The 17,513-nt window shown below is 56.2% G+C and carries 15 protein-coding genes and 1 pseudogene; 12 read left to right on the top strand and 4 right to left on the bottom strand.

Annotated elements, in window-relative coordinates:
* Positions 1-43 precede the first annotated feature (43 nt).
* On the bottom strand, positions 44-220 hold the full coding sequence (locus tag MJ257_RS15370; RefSeq protein WP_240270069.1) for a hypothetical protein: 177 nt from the start codon (positions 218-220) through the stop codon (positions 44-46).
* 306 nt (positions 221-526) lie between these two features.
* Between MJ257_RS15370 and MJ257_RS15365 the strand changes: the two are divergent.
* A pseudogene (locus MJ257_RS15365) lies at positions 527-1,687 on the top strand (family 8 glycosyl hydrolase); the annotation flags it as partial.
* A 30-nt stretch (positions 1,688-1,717) separates the two neighbouring features.
* Positions 1,718-2,110 carry a discoidin domain-containing protein gene (locus MJ257_RS15360; RefSeq protein ID WP_275693848.1) on the top strand — a complete coding sequence of 131 codons (393 nt, stop codon included), beginning with the start codon at positions 1,718-1,720 and terminating at the stop codon, positions 2,108-2,110.
* Between the two features lie 63 nt (positions 2,111-2,173).
* Here MJ257_RS15360 and MJ257_RS15355 read toward each other — a convergent pair whose 3' ends face one another.
* On the bottom strand, positions 2,174-5,503 hold the full coding sequence (locus MJ257_RS15355; RefSeq protein WP_240270068.1) for a DEAD/DEAH box helicase: 3,330 nt from the start codon (positions 5,501-5,503) through the stop codon (positions 2,174-2,176).
* Between the two features lie 202 nt (positions 5,504-5,705).
* On the opposite strand from MJ257_RS15355, the gene MJ257_RS15350 reads away from it, so the two are divergent.
* The 10 genes from MJ257_RS15350 to MJ257_RS15305 all read left to right on the top strand — a co-directional run bounded on the left by MJ257_RS15350 (position 5,706) and on the right by MJ257_RS15305 (position 15,190).
* Positions 5,706-6,392 (top strand): FHA domain-containing protein, encoded by a 687-nt coding sequence (locus tag MJ257_RS15350; RefSeq protein ID WP_240270067.1) that lies wholly within the window; start codon positions 5,706-5,708, stop codon positions 6,390-6,392.
* 29 nt (positions 6,393-6,421) lie between these two features.
* Positions 6,422-7,417: a glycerophosphodiester phosphodiesterase family protein gene (locus tag MJ257_RS15345; RefSeq protein WP_240270066.1), complete on the top strand. Its 996-nt coding sequence runs from the start codon at positions 6,422-6,424 to the stop codon at positions 7,415-7,417.
* Positions 7,418-7,595: 178 nt separating this feature from the next.
* The gene (locus MJ257_RS15340) at positions 7,596-8,543 is read left to right on the top strand and encodes a hypothetical protein (RefSeq protein ID WP_240270065.1); all 948 of its coding nucleotides are present in this window, start codon (positions 7,596-7,598) and stop codon (positions 8,541-8,543) included.
* Between the two features lie 74 nt (positions 8,544-8,617).
* Positions 8,618-9,376, top strand: a complete 759-nt coding sequence (locus MJ257_RS15335) for an ABC transporter ATP-binding protein (RefSeq protein WP_240270064.1) — start codon at positions 8,618-8,620, stop codon at positions 9,374-9,376.
* Positions 9,348-10,097 (top strand): DUF2705 family protein, encoded by a 750-nt coding sequence (locus tag MJ257_RS15330; protein ID WP_240270063.1) that lies wholly within the window; start codon positions 9,348-9,350, stop codon positions 10,095-10,097. The genes MJ257_RS15335 and MJ257_RS15330 overlap by 29 nt, the downstream gene beginning before the upstream one ends.
* A gap of 24 nt (positions 10,098-10,121) precedes the next feature.
* Positions 10,122-11,651, top strand: a complete 1,530-nt coding sequence (locus MJ257_RS15325) for a sensor histidine kinase (RefSeq protein ID WP_240270062.1) — start codon at positions 10,122-10,124, stop codon at positions 11,649-11,651.
* The gene (locus MJ257_RS15320) at positions 11,648-12,340 is read left to right on the top strand and encodes a response regulator transcription factor (RefSeq protein WP_240270061.1); all 693 of its coding nucleotides are present in this window, start codon (positions 11,648-11,650) and stop codon (positions 12,338-12,340) included. The genes MJ257_RS15325 and MJ257_RS15320 overlap by 4 nt, the downstream gene beginning before the upstream one ends.
* Positions 12,341-12,548: 208 nt before the next feature.
* The gene (locus tag MJ257_RS15315) at positions 12,549-13,601 is read left to right on the top strand and encodes an ABC transporter ATP-binding protein (RefSeq protein WP_240270060.1); all 1,053 of its coding nucleotides are present in this window, start codon (positions 12,549-12,551) and stop codon (positions 13,599-13,601) included.
* The gene (locus MJ257_RS15310) at positions 13,594-14,397 is read left to right on the top strand and encodes an ABC transporter permease (protein ID WP_240270059.1); all 804 of its coding nucleotides are present in this window, start codon (positions 13,594-13,596) and stop codon (positions 14,395-14,397) included. Before MJ257_RS15315 ends, MJ257_RS15310 begins: the two co-directional genes overlap by 8 nt.
* A 7-nt stretch (positions 14,398-14,404) precedes the next feature.
* Positions 14,405-15,190 (top strand): ABC transporter permease, encoded by a 786-nt coding sequence (locus tag MJ257_RS15305; RefSeq protein WP_240270058.1) that lies wholly within the window; start codon positions 14,405-14,407, stop codon positions 15,188-15,190.
* A gap of 159 nt (positions 15,191-15,349) precedes the next feature.
* On the opposite strand, the gene MJ257_RS15300 is transcribed toward MJ257_RS15305, so the two are convergent.
* Together MJ257_RS15300 and MJ257_RS15295 are read right to left on the bottom strand one after the other, a co-directional pair.
* Positions 15,350-16,399, bottom strand: coding sequence for a FecCD family ABC transporter permease (locus MJ257_RS15300; protein ID WP_240270057.1), 1,050 nt, complete (start codon positions 16,397-16,399; stop codon positions 15,350-15,352).
* Positions 16,399-17,379 (bottom strand): FecCD family ABC transporter permease, encoded by a 981-nt coding sequence (locus MJ257_RS15295; protein WP_240270056.1) that lies wholly within the window; start codon positions 17,377-17,379, stop codon positions 16,399-16,401. The genes MJ257_RS15300 and MJ257_RS15295 overlap by 1 nt, the downstream gene beginning before the upstream one ends.
* Positions 17,380-17,513 lie beyond the last annotated feature (134 nt).

Below are 17,513 nucleotides of genomic sequence, written 5' to 3'. Positions count from 1 at the left end.
GGAACCCAAACGGGCCCTGCGGACTTTGTCGTGGAAGCGCTGATTATTTCTTAGAATCCGTGTCGGTGAACGGCACCGGTTTAGCTACCCATTCATCTGCTTCCGGTTCGATATCCACGCCGTTCTCCATTTTCTTCTTTTCGGCCAACGAGTCGCCTTGCTGGTCCAGTTTATTCCGCAGCTCGGCCTCATCGCGGGCTTGTCCATTTTGCTGTTCCATGTTGATCCTCCTTATATCGGTTGCTTTGGTGGTCATTACCCTCCTTTAGGGTATCCCGATCGCTCCAATTACAAACATCGTGTTTCGGAATGGGCCGTCCGGTTTATTATCCTAGCAAATTGTAATAAAATACAAATAAGACATCCTTGCTGCTTCATTACCCGCATTTTCGAAGACGCTTAACGAAAGATTCAGGTTTGCACTTTCGATTTGAGGAGGAATGAAATGATGCTTCGAAAAGATTGTCTTTTATTGTTATGCCTGTTCGTTACGGCCACTTTAGGGGCGGCTGCTCCAGCTTCTCCGGTTTCCGCTGCCGGAGAACTCAAGCCTTTCCCGCAGCAGGTCGGCTATCCGGGCGTCTTAAAGCCCAGCCACGTGACGCAAGCCGCGATGAATCAGGCGGTTACGGCATACTACGATTACTGGAAATCGACGTATCTCAAAAGTAATTTGGCTTCTTTGCCCGGCGGTTATTACGTAAAAGGGGATATCACCGGCGATCCCGATGGATTTACGGCACTCGGATCCTCAGAAGGCCAAGGTTACGGCATGATCATCACCGTGCTGATGGCCGGATATGATCCAAACGCCCGAACGATTTACGACGGATTGTTCAAAACGGCTCGCGCCTATAAGAGCAGCGGCAACCCGAACCTCATGGGCTGGGTCGTGGCCGACAGCAAAGCGGCCCAAGGGCACTTCGGCTCAGCCACCGACGGCGATCTCGATATCGCGTACTCGCTGATTTTGGCGCATAACCAGTGGGGTTCCGGCGGGTCGGTAAATTACTTGCAAGAAGCGAAAAAAATGATTGCCGACGGGATCAAAGCGAGTTACGTTACGACTGGTTACCGGCTCAACCTGGGCGATTGGGACGGCAAAGATGCCCTGAATACGCGCCCATCGGATTGGATGCTCAGTCATCTGCGAGCCTTTTACGAGGTGACCGGAGATGAGACGTGGATCCATGTGATCGACAATTTGTACGACGTCTATCAGCAGTTTACGGAGGCCTATTCACCCAATACGGGACTTATTTCCGACTTTGTGGTCGGCAACCCGCCTAAGCCGGCGCCGGAATGGTATTTGGACGAATTCAAGGAAACCAACCAGTATTCTTATAACGCCAGCCGGGTGCCGCTGCGCATCGTCATGGATTACGCTTTCTACGGCGATCCACGGGCGAAAACGCTCGCCGATAAAATGGCCGGCTGGATTAAAGCCAAAACGGGCGGCTTGCCGGCAAATATCAAAAACGGTTACAAGCTGGACGGCACGGCTTTTGGCGATAACGCCACCGCGGTGTTCGTCGCTCCCTTGATCTCGGCGGGAACGGCGAATTCGGCCAACCAGGCCTGGGTGAATGCCGGATGGGATTGGATGAAGAACAAAAAAGAAGATTATTTCAGCGACAGCTATAATTTGCTGAATATGCTGTTCCTTACGGGCAACTGGTGGAAGCCCGGCGGCGAGCAGGTACCGGAAGCGCCGAACCTGGCGCTGAACCAAACGGCCGTCTCCAGCACGGTCGAAGGCGTCGGGTTTGAGCCGGGCAAAGCGGTGGACGGCAACCAGATGACGAGATGGGCCAGCCGGGAGGGCAGCGATCCGGAATGGATTTACGTCGACCTGGGGGCGGTGCGGCAGATCACCGGGGTCAAATTGCGCTGGGAAGCGGCCTACGCTAAGCGATACAAGATCGAAATCTCCACCGACAGCGGAACGCCGGAGCATTGGCAGGAGGCGTATTCGACGACAAGCGGAGACGGCGGGCTCGACGAAATTTCGCTGACGCCGCAGCCCGCAAGGTATGTCCGCATGTACGGCATCGAGCGGGGAACGCCGTACGGCTATTCGCTGTACGAGTTCGAGGTCACGGGGCAGTAAAAATAAGAGGGTTCGAGAACGCCAATTCGGTTTCGCGGTCTCGAACCCTTATTTGGATGCGGGCTAGATCATCAAAATTTCTCGGATTTCTTGCTCGGTGAGCGCGGACAACGTTTCCTGCCCGGGCTTCAGCACCTCTTCGACGAGGTGCTTTTTCTTTTGCTGCAGCTCGTACATCTTGTCCTCCACGGTGCCTTGCGCCACCAAACGGATAACCTGAACGATATTCTTCTGTCCGATCCGATGGGCGCGGTCAGCGGCCTGCTGCTCGACCGCGGGATTCCACCACAAGTCATAGAGGATGACGGTGTCCGCTCCGGTCAGGTTCAATCCGGTACCGCCGGCCTTCAGCGAAATGAGGAACAAGTCGCGTTCCCCGTCGTTGAAGCGGGAGCAAAGCTCTACCCGTTCGACGGCCGGCGTCTTCCCGTCGAGATAAAAGAAGGGGAGGCCGCGATAGCCCAGCTCACGTCCGATTAGTCCCAGCATCTCCGTGAATTGGGAGAAGATCAGCACACGTTTGCCCGCGCTTTGGCATTCTTCGATCATTTCCATCAGTTGGTCGAACTTCGCCGAACCGCCGTCATAGCCGTCCACGAACAAGGCCGGGTGGCAGCAAAGCTGGCGCAGCCGGGTCAATCCGGCCAGAATGCGGATGCGGTTCTGGCCAAAGGTGTCCTCGTCCAAATGCTTGAGCGTCTCCTGCTGCAGCTTGGCCAGGTAGGCCAGATACAGTTTCTTTTGTTCAGGCAACAGCTCCGAGGCCTGGAGGGATTCGATTTTTTCCGGAAGCTCCTTCAACACGTCGGTTTTCAGCCGGCGCAGAAGGAAAGGACGGATGCGCTTGGCCACGGTTTCCCGGGACAGGTCGTTAAACGCCTGACGGCTCGGAAACAGGTCGGGGAACACGGCGCTGAAGATCGACCATAATTCCTCCAGCGAATTCTCCACCGGGGTGCCGGTCAAAGCGAACCGGTACTTCGCCTGCAGGCTTTTCACGGCTTGGGCGGTTTGGCTCGCGTAATTTTTGAAGCTTTGGGCTTCGTCTAAAATCAACGTATGGAACGACAGTTCGGCGAACTGCTCGACGTCACGGCGCAGCAGCGGATACGAGGTGATGATCACGTCCGCCTGCGATGCCTCGCGCAGCGTCCGCACCCGTTCGGCTTTGCTTCCGTCCGCGATGACCGCCTTGATGTCCGGCGCGAATTTCGTCAGCTCGTTCCGCCAGTTATACACTAAGGAAGCGGGAGAGACGATCAGAGCCGGCCGTCCCGATTCGGCGATTTCCGGCAGCACCGACACGAGGAAGGCGATGCTTTGCAGCGTCTTCCCGAGTCCCATATCGTCGGCGAGAATGCCGCCGAAGCGGTAATGGGCCAGCGTCTTCAGCCATTGGTAGCCATAGGCCTGGTAATCTCGGAGCACGCCGGATAGCTGCGGCGGCACCGGAAAGTCTAGATTGCCGGGATGCTGCAAGTTATGCAGCAGTTCGCGGTAAGTTTTGCCGAGCTTCACCGCCCCGCCTTGTCCTTGATCGTCCCGGATATGCAAGCCGCGAAGGACCGGCAGCCGGAACTCCGGTCCGCGGATCTCGCTTTGACGCAAGCCGAACTCGTTCAGGAAACGCACGATATCCTGGAATTCCTCGCTTTCCAGCGGCATCAACGCCCCGTTCGGCAGCCGGTAATACCGTCGCTTCTCCTCCAGAGCCTCCAGTAATCCGCGGATTTCGGATTCGCCGATGCCGGTCATGCTGAAGCGGAACTCCAGCCAATCCGTACGCTCGTCCACCTCCACGGAGATTTTCGGCGGACGAAGATCGGGAATGAGCCGCGTCTTCACGGCCGAGGTGGCATAAATCTCCGCCAGCTTCTCCAGCTCGGGCATGACATGGTACAGGAACTCGTATTCCGCATCCTCATCGTCGAGGAAATACGCGCTTTCCGTCCGCGCAAACAAGCCGGCCTCCATCATATCCAGGATTGCCCGTTCCCGCTCGCCGTCGCGCAGCAGGATCAGATCGGTGCCCCGCTTGGGGCCATGCTCCTCCAAAGGATTAAACACGACATCCCCGTTCTGGAATTCCAGGCCGGCCAACAGCCGATCCTTGACCCGGTCGAGATACACCCGGGCCTTAAGCTGGGTTCGCACCATACGGCCGGCGACTTTCTCTTCGACGTGAACGCTCCCCAACTTCATCAGACCGGGCAGCACGCGCTCCACGAAGGGTTCGATCTGATCGGGAGAGATCAGGATATGCTGCTTCCGGGCGGTGGCGAGCATGTGCTTCATCTCGGCGAGCCGGCGCGTTTGCGCCGGCGGCCGCCGGATAAGCTTGCCTTCCGACAGAATCACGCCGTAGGCATCCATCACCGTGACCTCATCGAGGCCCTGGGCGGAAAATTGATAGCTCCCATCCCCGTCTTGGCCGAGGTCAAAGCTTAACGGCAGCGTTTCGTCGGTGACCGTTAGCCCCGGCCAAATTCGACCGTCTTGCTCGAGCTGCACGAGCGGTGCCTGGGTCAGCAGCGGCAACAGCCCGTCCCAGAAAAACGGCGGTACCGGCAGCAGCCGATCGGAGTGCCCGTAGGATTTGGCCGTATAACCTCCCAGGCTTTCTTGGTACATTTGCTCATTGCGCTGGATTTCCGCCAACTTCTGCAGGATCGCTTCATCTTTTGGCCGAAACCCGTAACGTTCCGGGTCGTAGTTGAAATGCTTCGAGAAGCTGTACGGCTCGCGGCGCGAGATTTTATCGAGAAAATCCCGAATGTTCTTGACGATGTAAAGACGCTTCTCGCCGATCTTCAGCTCCAGGCCGAACAGGTACTTGCGGTAGCCGTACGGCACGGGGCGGAGCGTAAATTCCGCCTCCAGCGGCGTCCGTTGATCGAATCTCACTCCGGTCCGCAACGGCGGCTGGGCGTTCTCTTCGAACAAGCGCATCATGTCACGGGCGATCCAGATGTCGCGGGAAGGGATGTCCCCGGGTTGTTTCCGTTGGTTCGCGCCAAGCGATCCGCTCCAAGCATCCCCCGTGAGATCCAGCTCCTCATCCTGATGCAGAAGCGATCGGGAAGGGCGAACCGGCGGCTTTCCGCCCTGCAGCATGTCATGAATCCCCAGCAAAACCGCGGCGATATGCTTGCAGTAGTTGTTATAAGAGTAGAAGGCGGGGCAGTTGCATTCCGCATGCACGTCGCCGTGCTGATCGATCTGCAGCGCGACATGATAGTGGCCGGTTCCGGACACCGCAGCTTCATATACGCGGGAGCCGTGATCGATTCGCAGAAAGGTCACTTTCCCGGTCCGGTAGTAAGCTTCTCCACGCTCGTAAGCGATTCGGCCGCATAACAATTTAATGACGCGCTGCGTTAACTGAAAGCTCATGAATGGTTTCCTCTCTCGTTCAATTCCCGTTCGTTCGTCAGGTGTTCGCCTTTTGTTCTCCCCCTATGATAACAGAAAAACGTCCGGTAAAAAACGAAAGCTTATCAGCCAGCTGTGAGGATAATGTCACTGCGGTTGCCATATTCTTTGCCCGTCCCTTAAGATAAGATGATGATGTCATTGCAAATGGAGGGAATTCGGTATGGATACCTTTGCCTGTATTTATATTCTTCGCGGGGACCCGTTTCGTCCCGGAACCTGCTTGTACCTGGATCAAGACGTGACGGAAATCGGGCGCACTTCTTCGGATCATTTTCCGGATATGGCGTTTACGAACATCTTTATTTCCCGCAAGCACTTAATGATTCGAAAAGAAGGGGATCGTGCGGTCGCGTACGATATGGGGAGCCGACATGGCACGGAGCTGAACGGGGTGCGAATGATCCCGCATGCCCCTTACGTGCTGGAAACGAACGACATCCTGAAATTGGCGCGGGGCACGAGCGTGCTGCATTTCTCCTATTCGCCCGGAGAACAGACCCTGGAGTTTGAGCCGGTAAGCGGCACGTCGCACCCGGAGGCGGTAGAGGGACCGGTTACGATTCATTGGGAGAAACGGGAATGCATCGTGGACGGCGTAAAAATTTCGATGTCGGAAAAAGAATTTTTGCTGCTGCAGCTGCTCCATGAGCACCCGAACCGTTTGGTGACGATTCGCGAGATCAAGCAGAAGGTGTGGTACGACCGCAATCCCGGCCCCGACGGGCTGCCAGATGTGACGATCGACGAATTAACGACGTTGATCTACCGGATTCGCAAGAAATACGGCCGCGACACGTTCCAGATCAATGCGATCCGGGGGAGCGGATATATTTTAGAGACAGAATAGGAGCTTGGCTTGGATCGGGGGGAACTGGTTTGCGAAGGATCAAGAATGTCTTTCGAACAAGAACGTTTTGGATTTTGCTCGTCCTGATTGCATTTATCTACTTAAACAATACGCCGCATCTGACCGCTGCCCGCGAAGGAGAACCCAAACTGCTGGCCCATCGCGGGCTGGCGCAAACCTTCCCGATGGAAGGAATCGAAAATGACACGTGTACGGCCGAACGGATTTACGAACCGGAGCACGAGTTTCTGGAGAATACGCTGCCTTCCATGGAAGCCGCGTTTGCGGCGGGAGCGGACATGGTGGAGTTGGATCTGAAGCCGACCAAGGACGGGCAGTTCGCGGTGTTCCATGATTGGACGCTGGATTGCCGCACCAATGCCGAGGGCACAACGAAGGACTATACGATGGCCGAGTTGAAAATGCTGGACATCGGTTACGGATATACGGCCGATCAAGGCAAGACGTACCCGTTCCGCGGCAAAGGGATTGGGATGATGCCGTCGCTGCCCGAGGTCGTGGAGCATTTTCCCGGCAAGGCTCTATTGCTGCATATCAAAAGCGACGACCCTGAGGAAGGAAAGCAACTGGCCACATACCTTTCGACTTTAAAAGAGGAGGAGCGGGATCTGCTGACCGTTTACGGCGGCGACCAACCGATCGCGGCTTTAAAGGGGCTGCTGCCGGACGTGCGGGTCATGTCCAAAGCCACGTTGAAGCAATGTCTTTTGTCATACGAGGCTTCCGGCTGGTCCGGGTATATCCCGGACGCTTGCCGGAACACCGAGCTGCACATCCCCGAGAAAATCGCGCCTTGGCTATGGGGCTGGCCGGATAAATTCCTGAGCCGTATGGAACGGGCGAACACCCGCGTCATCGTGGTCGGCGGCGATGGCAGCGACTTCTCCAGCGGATTCGATACGCCCGAGGATGTGAAGCGCCTGCCGGCGGGATACAGCGGTTGGATCTGGACGAACCGAATCGACCGGATCGCGAAGACGGTACAAGCGGGGATTGATGATTGAGAACGATTATCCATATCCTGGATTTAGGAAATCACGGCGCAAAAGCCGGCTTACAGTCTTTCATTAGACTTTAAGCCGGCTTTTTTATACTTTTTTAAGATTTCATTTAGAAGCGCTTTAGAGCCGGGGGCTAAGCTTAGAGAGGAAGGACAAAAACAAAAGGGAAAGGAAGTCGAAGATGAACCAAAAATGGATCAAACGCGGAGCGGTGTTCGGGATCGGGGCTGCCCTGCTGCTCGGCAGCGGATTGTCCGCCATGGCGGGAACGTCCGGGTATGAAACGTACAAAACCGCGATCAAGCAGACGTATGCAACATCCAGCTTAACGAACCAAGGCAGCATCGTCGTGACCGACAACGGCAAGACGATTGTGAACGCCAAGCTCGAGGTCAAGCTAAACAAAGAGAAGGACACTCTGAGCGCAAACATCGAGGTGACCGGGGCTTCGGGAACCCAAACGTTCCAAGCGTATAAACAAGAAGGGAAAATGGTGTTCGTCGGCGGCGACGATGCCGGCACTTACCGTGTCTTACCGCTTGCGGAAGATGAGCAGCGGTTCGGGGACGGGGATTTTGATCCGCCGCAGCATGCGGAGCAACTGATGGAGGCATTGATGGGCAATATCAAAGATTTGGCCACGGTGCAGGAGCTGCCTTCCGGCGGTAAACAAACCACGCTGCATTTGAGCGGAAGCCAAATTCCGGCGATCGTTCAGGCGGCAGGCTCCCTCGCGGCAGGACATATGGCCGCTGCCGACAAGATGATGGCGGAAGGCGGCCGGGACGCACATAGGGGACACGGCATGATGACCGGGGCATCATCCAACGCGATGATGTCGATGCATCCTTCCTTGATGGACTTCGATCTCCCGGCCTTAACGAAAGACGTGAAGGTCGAGGACATCCGTTTTGACGCGGACATCAACAAGGATCAACTTGTGGAGCACCAACAAGGGCAAATGATCGTCAGCGGAACGGACGAGGCAGGGCAAGCGCATGAAGTTGTCATCAAAGCCAGTTTTGATCTGTCCGGCTTTGGCCAAACGACCCCGGACACCGTGGACTTGACCGGGAAGCGGGTCGAAACGATCGAACGCCGGGAATCTATGCCGTATTGGCATCGTTAAAAGGGATTTAGCCGGATGCCGGGCCAGACGGCCCGGCATTGCTATATAGAACTTACCGAGAGGAGTTGAAGCGTGTGGAGACGCTTTTGGAGGCGCAAGGGGTAAGTAAGCGGTTCGGTAACGGACGCGGGATCGGCAAGGTCAGCCTGAGCGTTAAAGCCGGGGACATCGTGGGTCTGTTCGGGCAGAACGGAGCCGGCAAGACGACCCTGCTCAAAGCGATCACCGGATTATGCCGGCCCGACGAAGGCACGATCCGGCTATTTGGCTCCGACCTGAATACGCACTACGAGCAGGCCATGACTCGCGTAGGGTGCGTGATCGAGGCGGCCGATGCTTACGAATATATGACGGGCAGGCAGAATCTTCGTCAAGCGGCTCGCTACTATCCGGGCCTGCCGGCCTCACGGATCGACGACGTGCTGGAAATGACGGGTTTGGCGCCTTATCAGCACGAGCGGGCGAAGCATTATTCCCTGGGGATGAAGCAGCGCTTGGCGTTGGCGGCGGCTTTGCTGCCGGATCCGAAGCTCGTGATCCTCGACGAACCGACGAACGGGCTGGATATTGAAGGAATGGTGGAGCTTCGTCAAACGATCGCCCGGCTGGCACGCGAAGAGGGGATTGCTTTTCTGATCTCCAGCCATATGTTAAGCCATCTCGAACCGATCGTGACGACCGTCGGGATCCTTCACGTCGGAGAATTAATCCGTTTTGGCCGCCGTTATGAAATCGTGCCGCCGGACGTTTCGCTGGAAGATTATTATTTGGACGCAATCCAATCTGCGAAAGGAGCGGATGTTCATGAACGCACTGCTGGCAAGCTGGCGTAACGAAGCGGAGAAGCTGTGGCTGCGAAAAAGAACCAAAGCGGTTCTCGCTTTGGCCGTCCTTATCCCGGTGATATTAACGCTGGGCATCGGTCTCCTTGGCCGGGCCTTGGGTCTGACCTCCGCGCTGGGCGGGCAGGTATCCGTATTAACGCTCAATCTGTTCACCGGCTTCTTGCTGCCGCTCTATCTGTTTATGTCGGCTGCCGATTTGTTTCCCGGCGAAACCGCCGCACGTACGATGAAGCTCACGCTGGTGCGTCCGGTGACCCGCGCCAAGCTATTCGCCGCCAAGGCGCTTGCGCTCGGCTCGGCCGCTGCGGCAGTCTTGGCCACCGCTTGGATCGCTTCCGCGCTTAGCGGATTACTGTCGTTCTCCGTATCACCGATGCGCGAATGGACGGACAGCTTGATCGCCTATACGGTGTCGATCGTGCCGATGGCAGCGCTTATCCTGATCGCCGTATGGATCGCGATGTTCTTCGCGAACAGCGCTGCGGCCCTGGGCTCCATGATTCTGGTCTACGCCGCTGCGAAGCTGTTGCCGGTCTTGTTCCCGGCCCTTGCAATTTGGTCTCCGTTCGCCTATACGGATTGGCACGCCTTATGGGTTGGTAACGGGGCCGGAGGCGGCAAACTGCTGCAATCGTTTTTCATTTTGCTCGCTTATAGTATGATGGCTTATGTAAGCAGCATCACCCGCTTTGAACGCAAGTCATTTTGATTCCCTTGAAAGGAACGGCCGCTGATGACGATCCGGTTAAGACTGATTTTATCCTATATCGCGATGGTGTTGATCCCCATTTTTTTGACGCTGCTCACCGCCATGGTGCTGACGCGCGTTTTCTTTGGCACCGGAGAGGCCGCCGTGAACGGTTCCGACGGCTTTCAGTTCCACGGGCACGCGTTGTCGGAATTTTGGGAGAAAATCAACGAGCGCGAACAGTTGATGAACGGCGTCAAGTTCGTCGCGGAACAGGATCCGGAGTTGCTCGCCGATCCGAAGTTTCTGGCTGAGACGGGAGAGAAGCTTCAGGGACTTCAAGCCGGTCTCGTGGTCGTTCGAAACGGTCAGGTGGCGTTTGCTTCCGACGATGTGGAGCAAGAAGGTCTGGAAGCGGAGTTAGCCCGGATCGATGCCGATCAGGAAGAACATTCGCGATGGATGATGGGCCGGGGGCCGGAAGTTGGGGGCCGTTATACGGCTGAACGCGTAGATTTTGCCTTTGGCGACCAAAGCGCCGGAACCCTGTACCTCTTATCCGATTTAAATCCGCTGTTGGGCAAAATGTCCCGGTTTATGCCGCTGATGTTTTTTTCGCTGCTGCTTATCGTGGCGTTTACTAACCTGCTGCTGACGTTTTTCGTGTCCCGCAGCATCCTTCGCCCTTTATACACGCTCAAACGTGCGGCGGAACGCATCAAGGAAGGCGAGCTGGACCGTCCGCTCCTCATGCAGCGCAAGGATGAATTCGGCGAAGTGGGGGAAGCTTTCGAGGAGATGCGCGAACGGTTGAAGCATTCGATCCATTTGCAGCTTCAGTATGAGGAGAACCGGAAGGAGATGCTGTCCAATATTTCGCATGATCTGAAAACGCCGATCACCGGGATCAAAGCTTGCGTCGAAGGGCTGCGCGACCGCGTGGCTGATACCGAAGAGAAACGCGATAAATATATCCGCATGATCGGACAAAAAGCGGATGACATGGACCGGATGATCGAGGAGCTGTTCCTGTTCTCCAAGCTGGATTTGAAGCGCCTGCCTTTTGATTTTGAGCCGGTGGACGTATACGCCTTTCTGCAAGGGTGCAGCGAAGAGTTGAAGGCGGACCCCCGCCTCGCACAGGTGCAAATCGATTTTAGTGCCGCGGTGGAGCGCCCGTTATACGTCGCAGCCGACCGGGATAAACTCAAGCGGGTGCTCATGAATATTGCCGAGAACAGTTTGCATTATATGAATAAGCCGGACCAACGCTTGACCCTGGAACTCGAAGCCAACCCTCGCGAGGCGCTCGTCCGCATCCGGGACAACGGAGCCGGCATAGAAGAAGATGCATTGCCGAAGGTATTCGAGCGGTTCTACCGGGCCGAAGCTTCACGGAGCAGTCAGAGCGGCCGAAGCGGCAGCGGATTGGGCCTCGCCATCGTTCGGCAAATCATCGAAGCGCATGGCGGGATCGTGCGGGCGGACAGCCGGGCCGGCGTGGGGACGGCGATTTCTTTCACGCTGCCAAGGCAGGCGCAAGCACATCCAAGGACGGACGGTGAAGCGAAATGAAACGAATCTTGATTATTGAGGACGATCCCGTTATCGCGGAGGTGGAGCGGGATTATTTGCAGGCGAGCGGGTATGCGGCGGATATCGCCCCGAACGGGGATGAGGGGCTTCGGCTGGCGCTTTCGGAGCCGTATGACCTGCTCGTGCTCGACCTGATGCTGCCGGGCGTAGACGGCTACGAGATTTGCAAGCAAGTGCGCGAAGCCAAGGACATTCCGATCCTGATGGTTTCGGCGAAAAAGGAAGACATCGATAAAATCCGCGGTCTTGGTTTAGGTGCCGACGATTACGTGAGCAAGCCGTTCAGCGTGGGTGAGCTGATGGCCCGGATCAAAGCGCATTTGGCCCGGTATGAACGGCTCACGAGCCATTCCCGCCCGGCTGACAAAGACGAGCTGCGCATCCGCGGCTTGCATATCGATAAAATGTCACGGAAGGTGTCGGTCAATGGCACGGAGCTGACGCTGACGGGGAAAGAATACGATTTGCTGCTGTTTATGGCGATGCATCCGAACCGGGTATTTTCAAAGGATGATTTGTTCGAGAAGATATGGGGGATGGATTCGCTGGGCGACCTGGCTTCCGTCACCGTCTACATCAGCAAGCTGAGGGAGAAAATCGAGCGGGATCCGTCGCAGCCGCAGTATATTGAGACGATCTGGGGCGTCGGTTACCGCTTTAATCTATAGTTGGGGGGTGACTGGGGAGCATTTCCTCAGTCACTTTGCATGTATTATCCCTTTTAATAAGGGTGCAATCACAAATGCCTGCGTTGCGTTGGGCGTCGTTCTGCTCTTTGATTCAAAGGGATAATGTTATAAAGAGGGTATGGTGCTTTGATGGAAGTTACTATATAATTTTTAGCGGACTATAAATTGATTCAAAGTGAGGGATACCATGGCTGCCATTGAAGTGCGCGATTTGCGCAAGACATTTAAGGTGCAGAAAAACCGCGAAGGCCTCAAGGGGGCCTTTCTTGATTTATTCAAGCGGGAATACAATGAAGTGGCCGCCGTGAAAGATATTTCGTTTCAGATTCCGGAGGGGGAGATCTGCGGATATATCGGGGAGAACGGGGCCGGCAAATCGACGACGATCAAAATGCTCACCGGCATACTCGTGCCGACGTCGGGCCATTTGAAGGTCGGCGGCTTCGTGCCGTACGCCGAACGCGAGAAGTTCGTGCAGCACATCGGCGTCGTCTTCGGTCAGCGCAGCCAGCTCTGGTGGGACATCGGCGTGATCGAGTCGTTCGAGCTGCTGCGCAAGGTCTACCGGGTGCCGCAGGCCGAATACAAGAAACGGCTCGATGAACTGGTAGAACGCCTTCAACTGCAGGAGCTGCTGAACCGTCCGGTACGTAAGCTGAGCCTGGGCCAACGGATGCGCTGCGAACTGGTAGCCGCGCTGCTGCACAATCCGTCGATCGTCTTTCTGGACGAGCCGACGATTGGTCTGGACATCGTGGTCAAATCGGAAATTCGCGATTTTCTCAAGGATATGAACCGTGAATACGGCACGACGATCCTGTTGACGACGCATGACCTGCAGGACATCGAAGCGCTTTGCTCCCGGGTGATCATGCTTGACGACGGCCGGATCATTTACGACGGCGGCCTGGAAGAGCTGAAGGACCGCTGGGGGACGGGCAAGGAGGTGCTGTTCCAGTTCGGAACTGCCACCAAGCTCGAGCAACTGCGGGGCTGGACGGGAACGCTGCCCGTCATCTGGACGGCGGAAAACGACCTGAACGCCAAGGTCTGGATCCCGCGGGACATCGGCGTCTCCGAGGTGCTGGGGCAGGTAGTCGGTCAAGCGGACATTACCGACATCAAAATCATCGAAACCAATACCGACGAAATCGTCCGCAGCATCTACCAATCCGGTTCGGCGGACAAACCGGCGGATTCGGATGCGGAGAGCAAGGAAGGTGCAGTCATCCATGTCTAACCAGTGGGGGGCGTACCTCGATTTTATCCGCATCCGATTTTTGACGATGCTGGCGTATCGGGTGAACTATTATTCGGGCATCTTGATTTATTCACTCAATATCGGGGTTTACTATTTTACGTGGAAAGCGATCTACGGCAGCGGCGGCGAGCTGGGCGGCTTTACCGCCTCGCAGATGACGACTTACCTGGCCGTTTCCTGGATGGCCCGGGCGTTTTATTTCAACAACCTGGACCGGGAGATCTCCACGGACATTCGCGACGGAAGCATCGCGATTCAATTCATCCGCCCTTATAACTATCTCATTGTCAAAATGATGCAAGGCTTCGGCGAAGGCATGTTCCGCTTCATGATGCTGATGGTTCCGGGCATGGCGATTGCCATGCTGCTCTTTCCGGTCAAGCTGCCGACCGAGGCGAGCGCTTGGGCAGGGTTCCTTGTGATGTTGTTCTTCAGTTTTCTGATCAACTCGCAATTGAACGTGATCACGGGACTGATGTCCTTTTTCGTGGAAAATAACGAAGGCTTTATGCGCATGAAGCGCGTTGTCGTCGATTTGTTCTCGGGCTTGATCATCCCAATCAGCCTGTTTCCGTCCTGGCTGGGCGGCATCATGTCGTTCCTTCCGTTCCAAGCGATCACGTATTTGCCGGGTTCGGTCTTTACCGGCCGGATTCAAGGCGCTTCGATCTGGAGCGTGCTCGGCATTCAGGTCGTCTGGTTCGTCATCCTGCTCATTCCGATGATTGGGTTGTACCGCGCTTCGCGGAAACGCCTGTTCGTGCAAGGGGGTTAAGGGAAGCATGTACTACTTGGGCCTCATGGGCGAATATTTGAAAAATTATATGAAAACCCGCATGACCTACCGCGCCGATTTTTGGGTGGAGGTGATTTCGGACCTGTTGTTTCAAGCTACGAACCTGATTTTTATCTTTGTGATCTTCATGCACACCAACAGCCTTGGCGGCTGGAGCGAAAGCGAAGTAGTATTTGTTTACGGCTTCTTTATGGTTCCGTTTGGCATATTCAGTTGTTTCATCAACCTGTGGAACTTCAGCGAACGGTATATCGTCAAAGGCGAAATGGACCGGATCATGACCCGGCCGGCTTATAACCTGTTCCAGATCTTTCTGGAAAACGTTGATCCGCCGGCGCTGGTCGGCTCGATCATCGGGGGCATCATCATGGCGATCAGCGGGGAACAGTTGGGGCTCAGCTTCGAGTGGTGGACGATTCCTGCGTTATTGCTGTTTACGCTTAGTGCTGTAGCGATTTACACGGGAATCTATACGACGTTGACCTCCTTGTCGTTTTACTCGGACGCGCCGACCGGCATCTTGCCGCTCATGTACAACGTGCAGGGGTACGGGCGTTACCCGGTGACGATTTACAACCGGGCGATTCAAGTGCTGTTGACGTGGATTTTGCCGTTTGCTTTCGTTGGCGTCTATCCGGCTTCGCTCTTCCTGGAGCGCGAGGAGATGCGGCAAATGGCTTGGCTGACCCCGCTGGTCGGCGTCGTATTCCTGGCGATCGGATTAACCGCTTGGAACTATGGCGTCAAGCGGTACAGGGGGGCAGGGTCGTAACTTGCCTAAATTTAATAAAGCCGGCGTCCCTGATGGGGCGCCGGCTTTCGTTCGTTAGGCGATTCAAATGCAAAAGTGCATTTCATTTTCGCAGAAATGGGCTATTTACGTGTACCAGATGTAAAACTGCAGGCGATAATCGCTATTTTGAACTAAAGTTTAAAACCGATTTCGGTTCCGGTACAGCAGCACCATGAAGAACGGTGCTCCGATCGCGGCCGTCAAAACGCCGGCAGGTACGTCCCGGGGCAAAAAAGCCGTGCGGGCAACCAGATCCGCGACAAGCAGGATCAATGCGCCCAGCAGCGCGCTGACCGGGAGCACGCCGGAAAAGGACGGGCCGGTCAGTCGGCGGGCCATATGCGGCGCCATCAGCCCGATAAAAGCGATGGCGCCGCCGATCGCCACCGCAGCGCCGGCGAGCGATACGCTGAGCACGATCAGCAGCAAGCGCTGCAGCTGTACGCGGGAGCCTACGCTGGTGGCGATATCGTCTCCCAAGGCCTGGATGTTGACTTGGCGCGCTTGCAACCAGGTCAGGATTAGCAAAACGACCGTCCAAGGCAGCAGCGTCAGCACGTCGTTCTCCCAGGAGACGCCATAGATGCTGCCGGTCATAAACGTGAGCGACTGGTTGGCCTGCTGCATCGGTCCGGAGATGATCAGCATAAACGACAGCGACTTAATGGCAGCAGATACGCCGATCCCGATGAGGATGATCCGCAGCGGGGACGCGCCCTTTTTCCAGGCCAAGACGTACAGCAACGCCGTGACGAGGAACGCGCCGAGAATCGACGCGAGGGGCATCCAGTGGATCGAGATCGTACCCTGGAACAGGTATATAAACAGAATGGCGCCCAGCGAGGCACCTTCGGTGATTCCCGCAACATCGGGCGAAGCCAGCGGATTGCGGATGACGCCCTGTAAAATAGCCCCGGCCACGGCCAAGGAAGCCCCGACCAGCACGGCAATCAGGATACGCGGCAGGCGGAGGTTGACTACGATGACCTGATCCCCGGGTTCGGCCATGCCGAATATGGATTTTAAAACGGTCAGGGGAGGGAGGTAGTGGCTGCTGATCCCTACGCTGATGACCATCATTCCCAGACATAGAACGGACAGGAGCAGGCATATCCACAAGGTTCTTTTCCTCTTCGCCTGCACGAGTGATTGGACGGGTAACACCGTAATTTTACCGGATTTGGCCATCAGTTCTTCACCCCTTTCCTGGCGATGTAAACGAAGAACGGGACGCCCAATATCGCGGTCATGACGCCGACCGGGATTTCCTTCGGCATGGCGATGTACCTGGAGCCGATGTCGGCCGATACGAGCAGCAAGGCCCCGGTCAAGGCGCAATATGGCAAAATCCAGCGGTGATCCGTTCCGACGAAATGGCGGACGATATGCGGGATGATGATGCCGACGAACGCGATCGGTCCGGCCACGGCCACGGAGCTCCCGGCTAACAGAATGACGGCGGCTGCGGAGAGCGTCTTGATCAGGCCTGTACGTTGGCCGAGACCTTGCGCCACGGTATCCCCCATCGCCAGTACGTTGAGTTGGACGGCCAACAGGAGGGCGATAACCATCCCGATCCCCATATAGGGCAGCACATTCAGGAGTTGATCCGTTTCCCTTCCCGCCACGGAACCAACCAGCCAGACGAGCACCTGGTCGAACATTTTGCCGTCGGAGAGCATCAGACCTTGAGTCAAGGAATAGAAGAAAGCAGCCATCGACGCGCCGGCCAGCGTAATCTTCAGCGGCGTCATGCCGTCCCGTCCGAGGCTTCCAAGGGTGAAGACCACCGCACCGCTCAGGGCGGCTCCGACCAGCGCAACCCAGGTCAAAGCCTGCATGCCCGACAGACCCAGCCATCCGGACGCCAGGATGATGAAGAAAGCTGCTCCGGAATTGACGCCCAGCGTGCTGGGCGAAGCGATCGGATTCCGGGTGATCACCTGCATCAGCGCCCCCGCAACGGTGAGGCAGGCCCCGACGGCGGCAGCGATGAAAGCGCGAGGCACGCGGGCCGTTTGAATAAGCAGATGCTCGTTGTTGCCGTTCGGACGGACAAAGGATTCCCAGACCGCAGGGAAGGGGATGTCCGTCACGCCAAAGCTGATACTGCATACGAGCGCTGCGGCCAACGCCAAAGCGCAAACCAACAAGCCGAGTCCTTTCATGAGGTAGTTTCCCACTTTCCAAATCGAATAGATCATGTCCATTAAATCTTAGAAGATGGGGAAGACACTGTCAATGAGTATGAGAATCATTCTCTTAGCGTATTGACAAGCGGAAGGGTCATGCCCTATATTCG

This window comes from Paenibacillus timonensis (genome assembly GCF_022427145.1).
Classification (GTDB): Bacteria; Bacillota; Bacilli; order Paenibacillales; family Paenibacillaceae; genus Fontibacillus; species Fontibacillus timonensis.
Note: the sequence above shows the minus strand (reverse complement) of the source record. Positions and strands in the feature narration are given on the sequence as shown.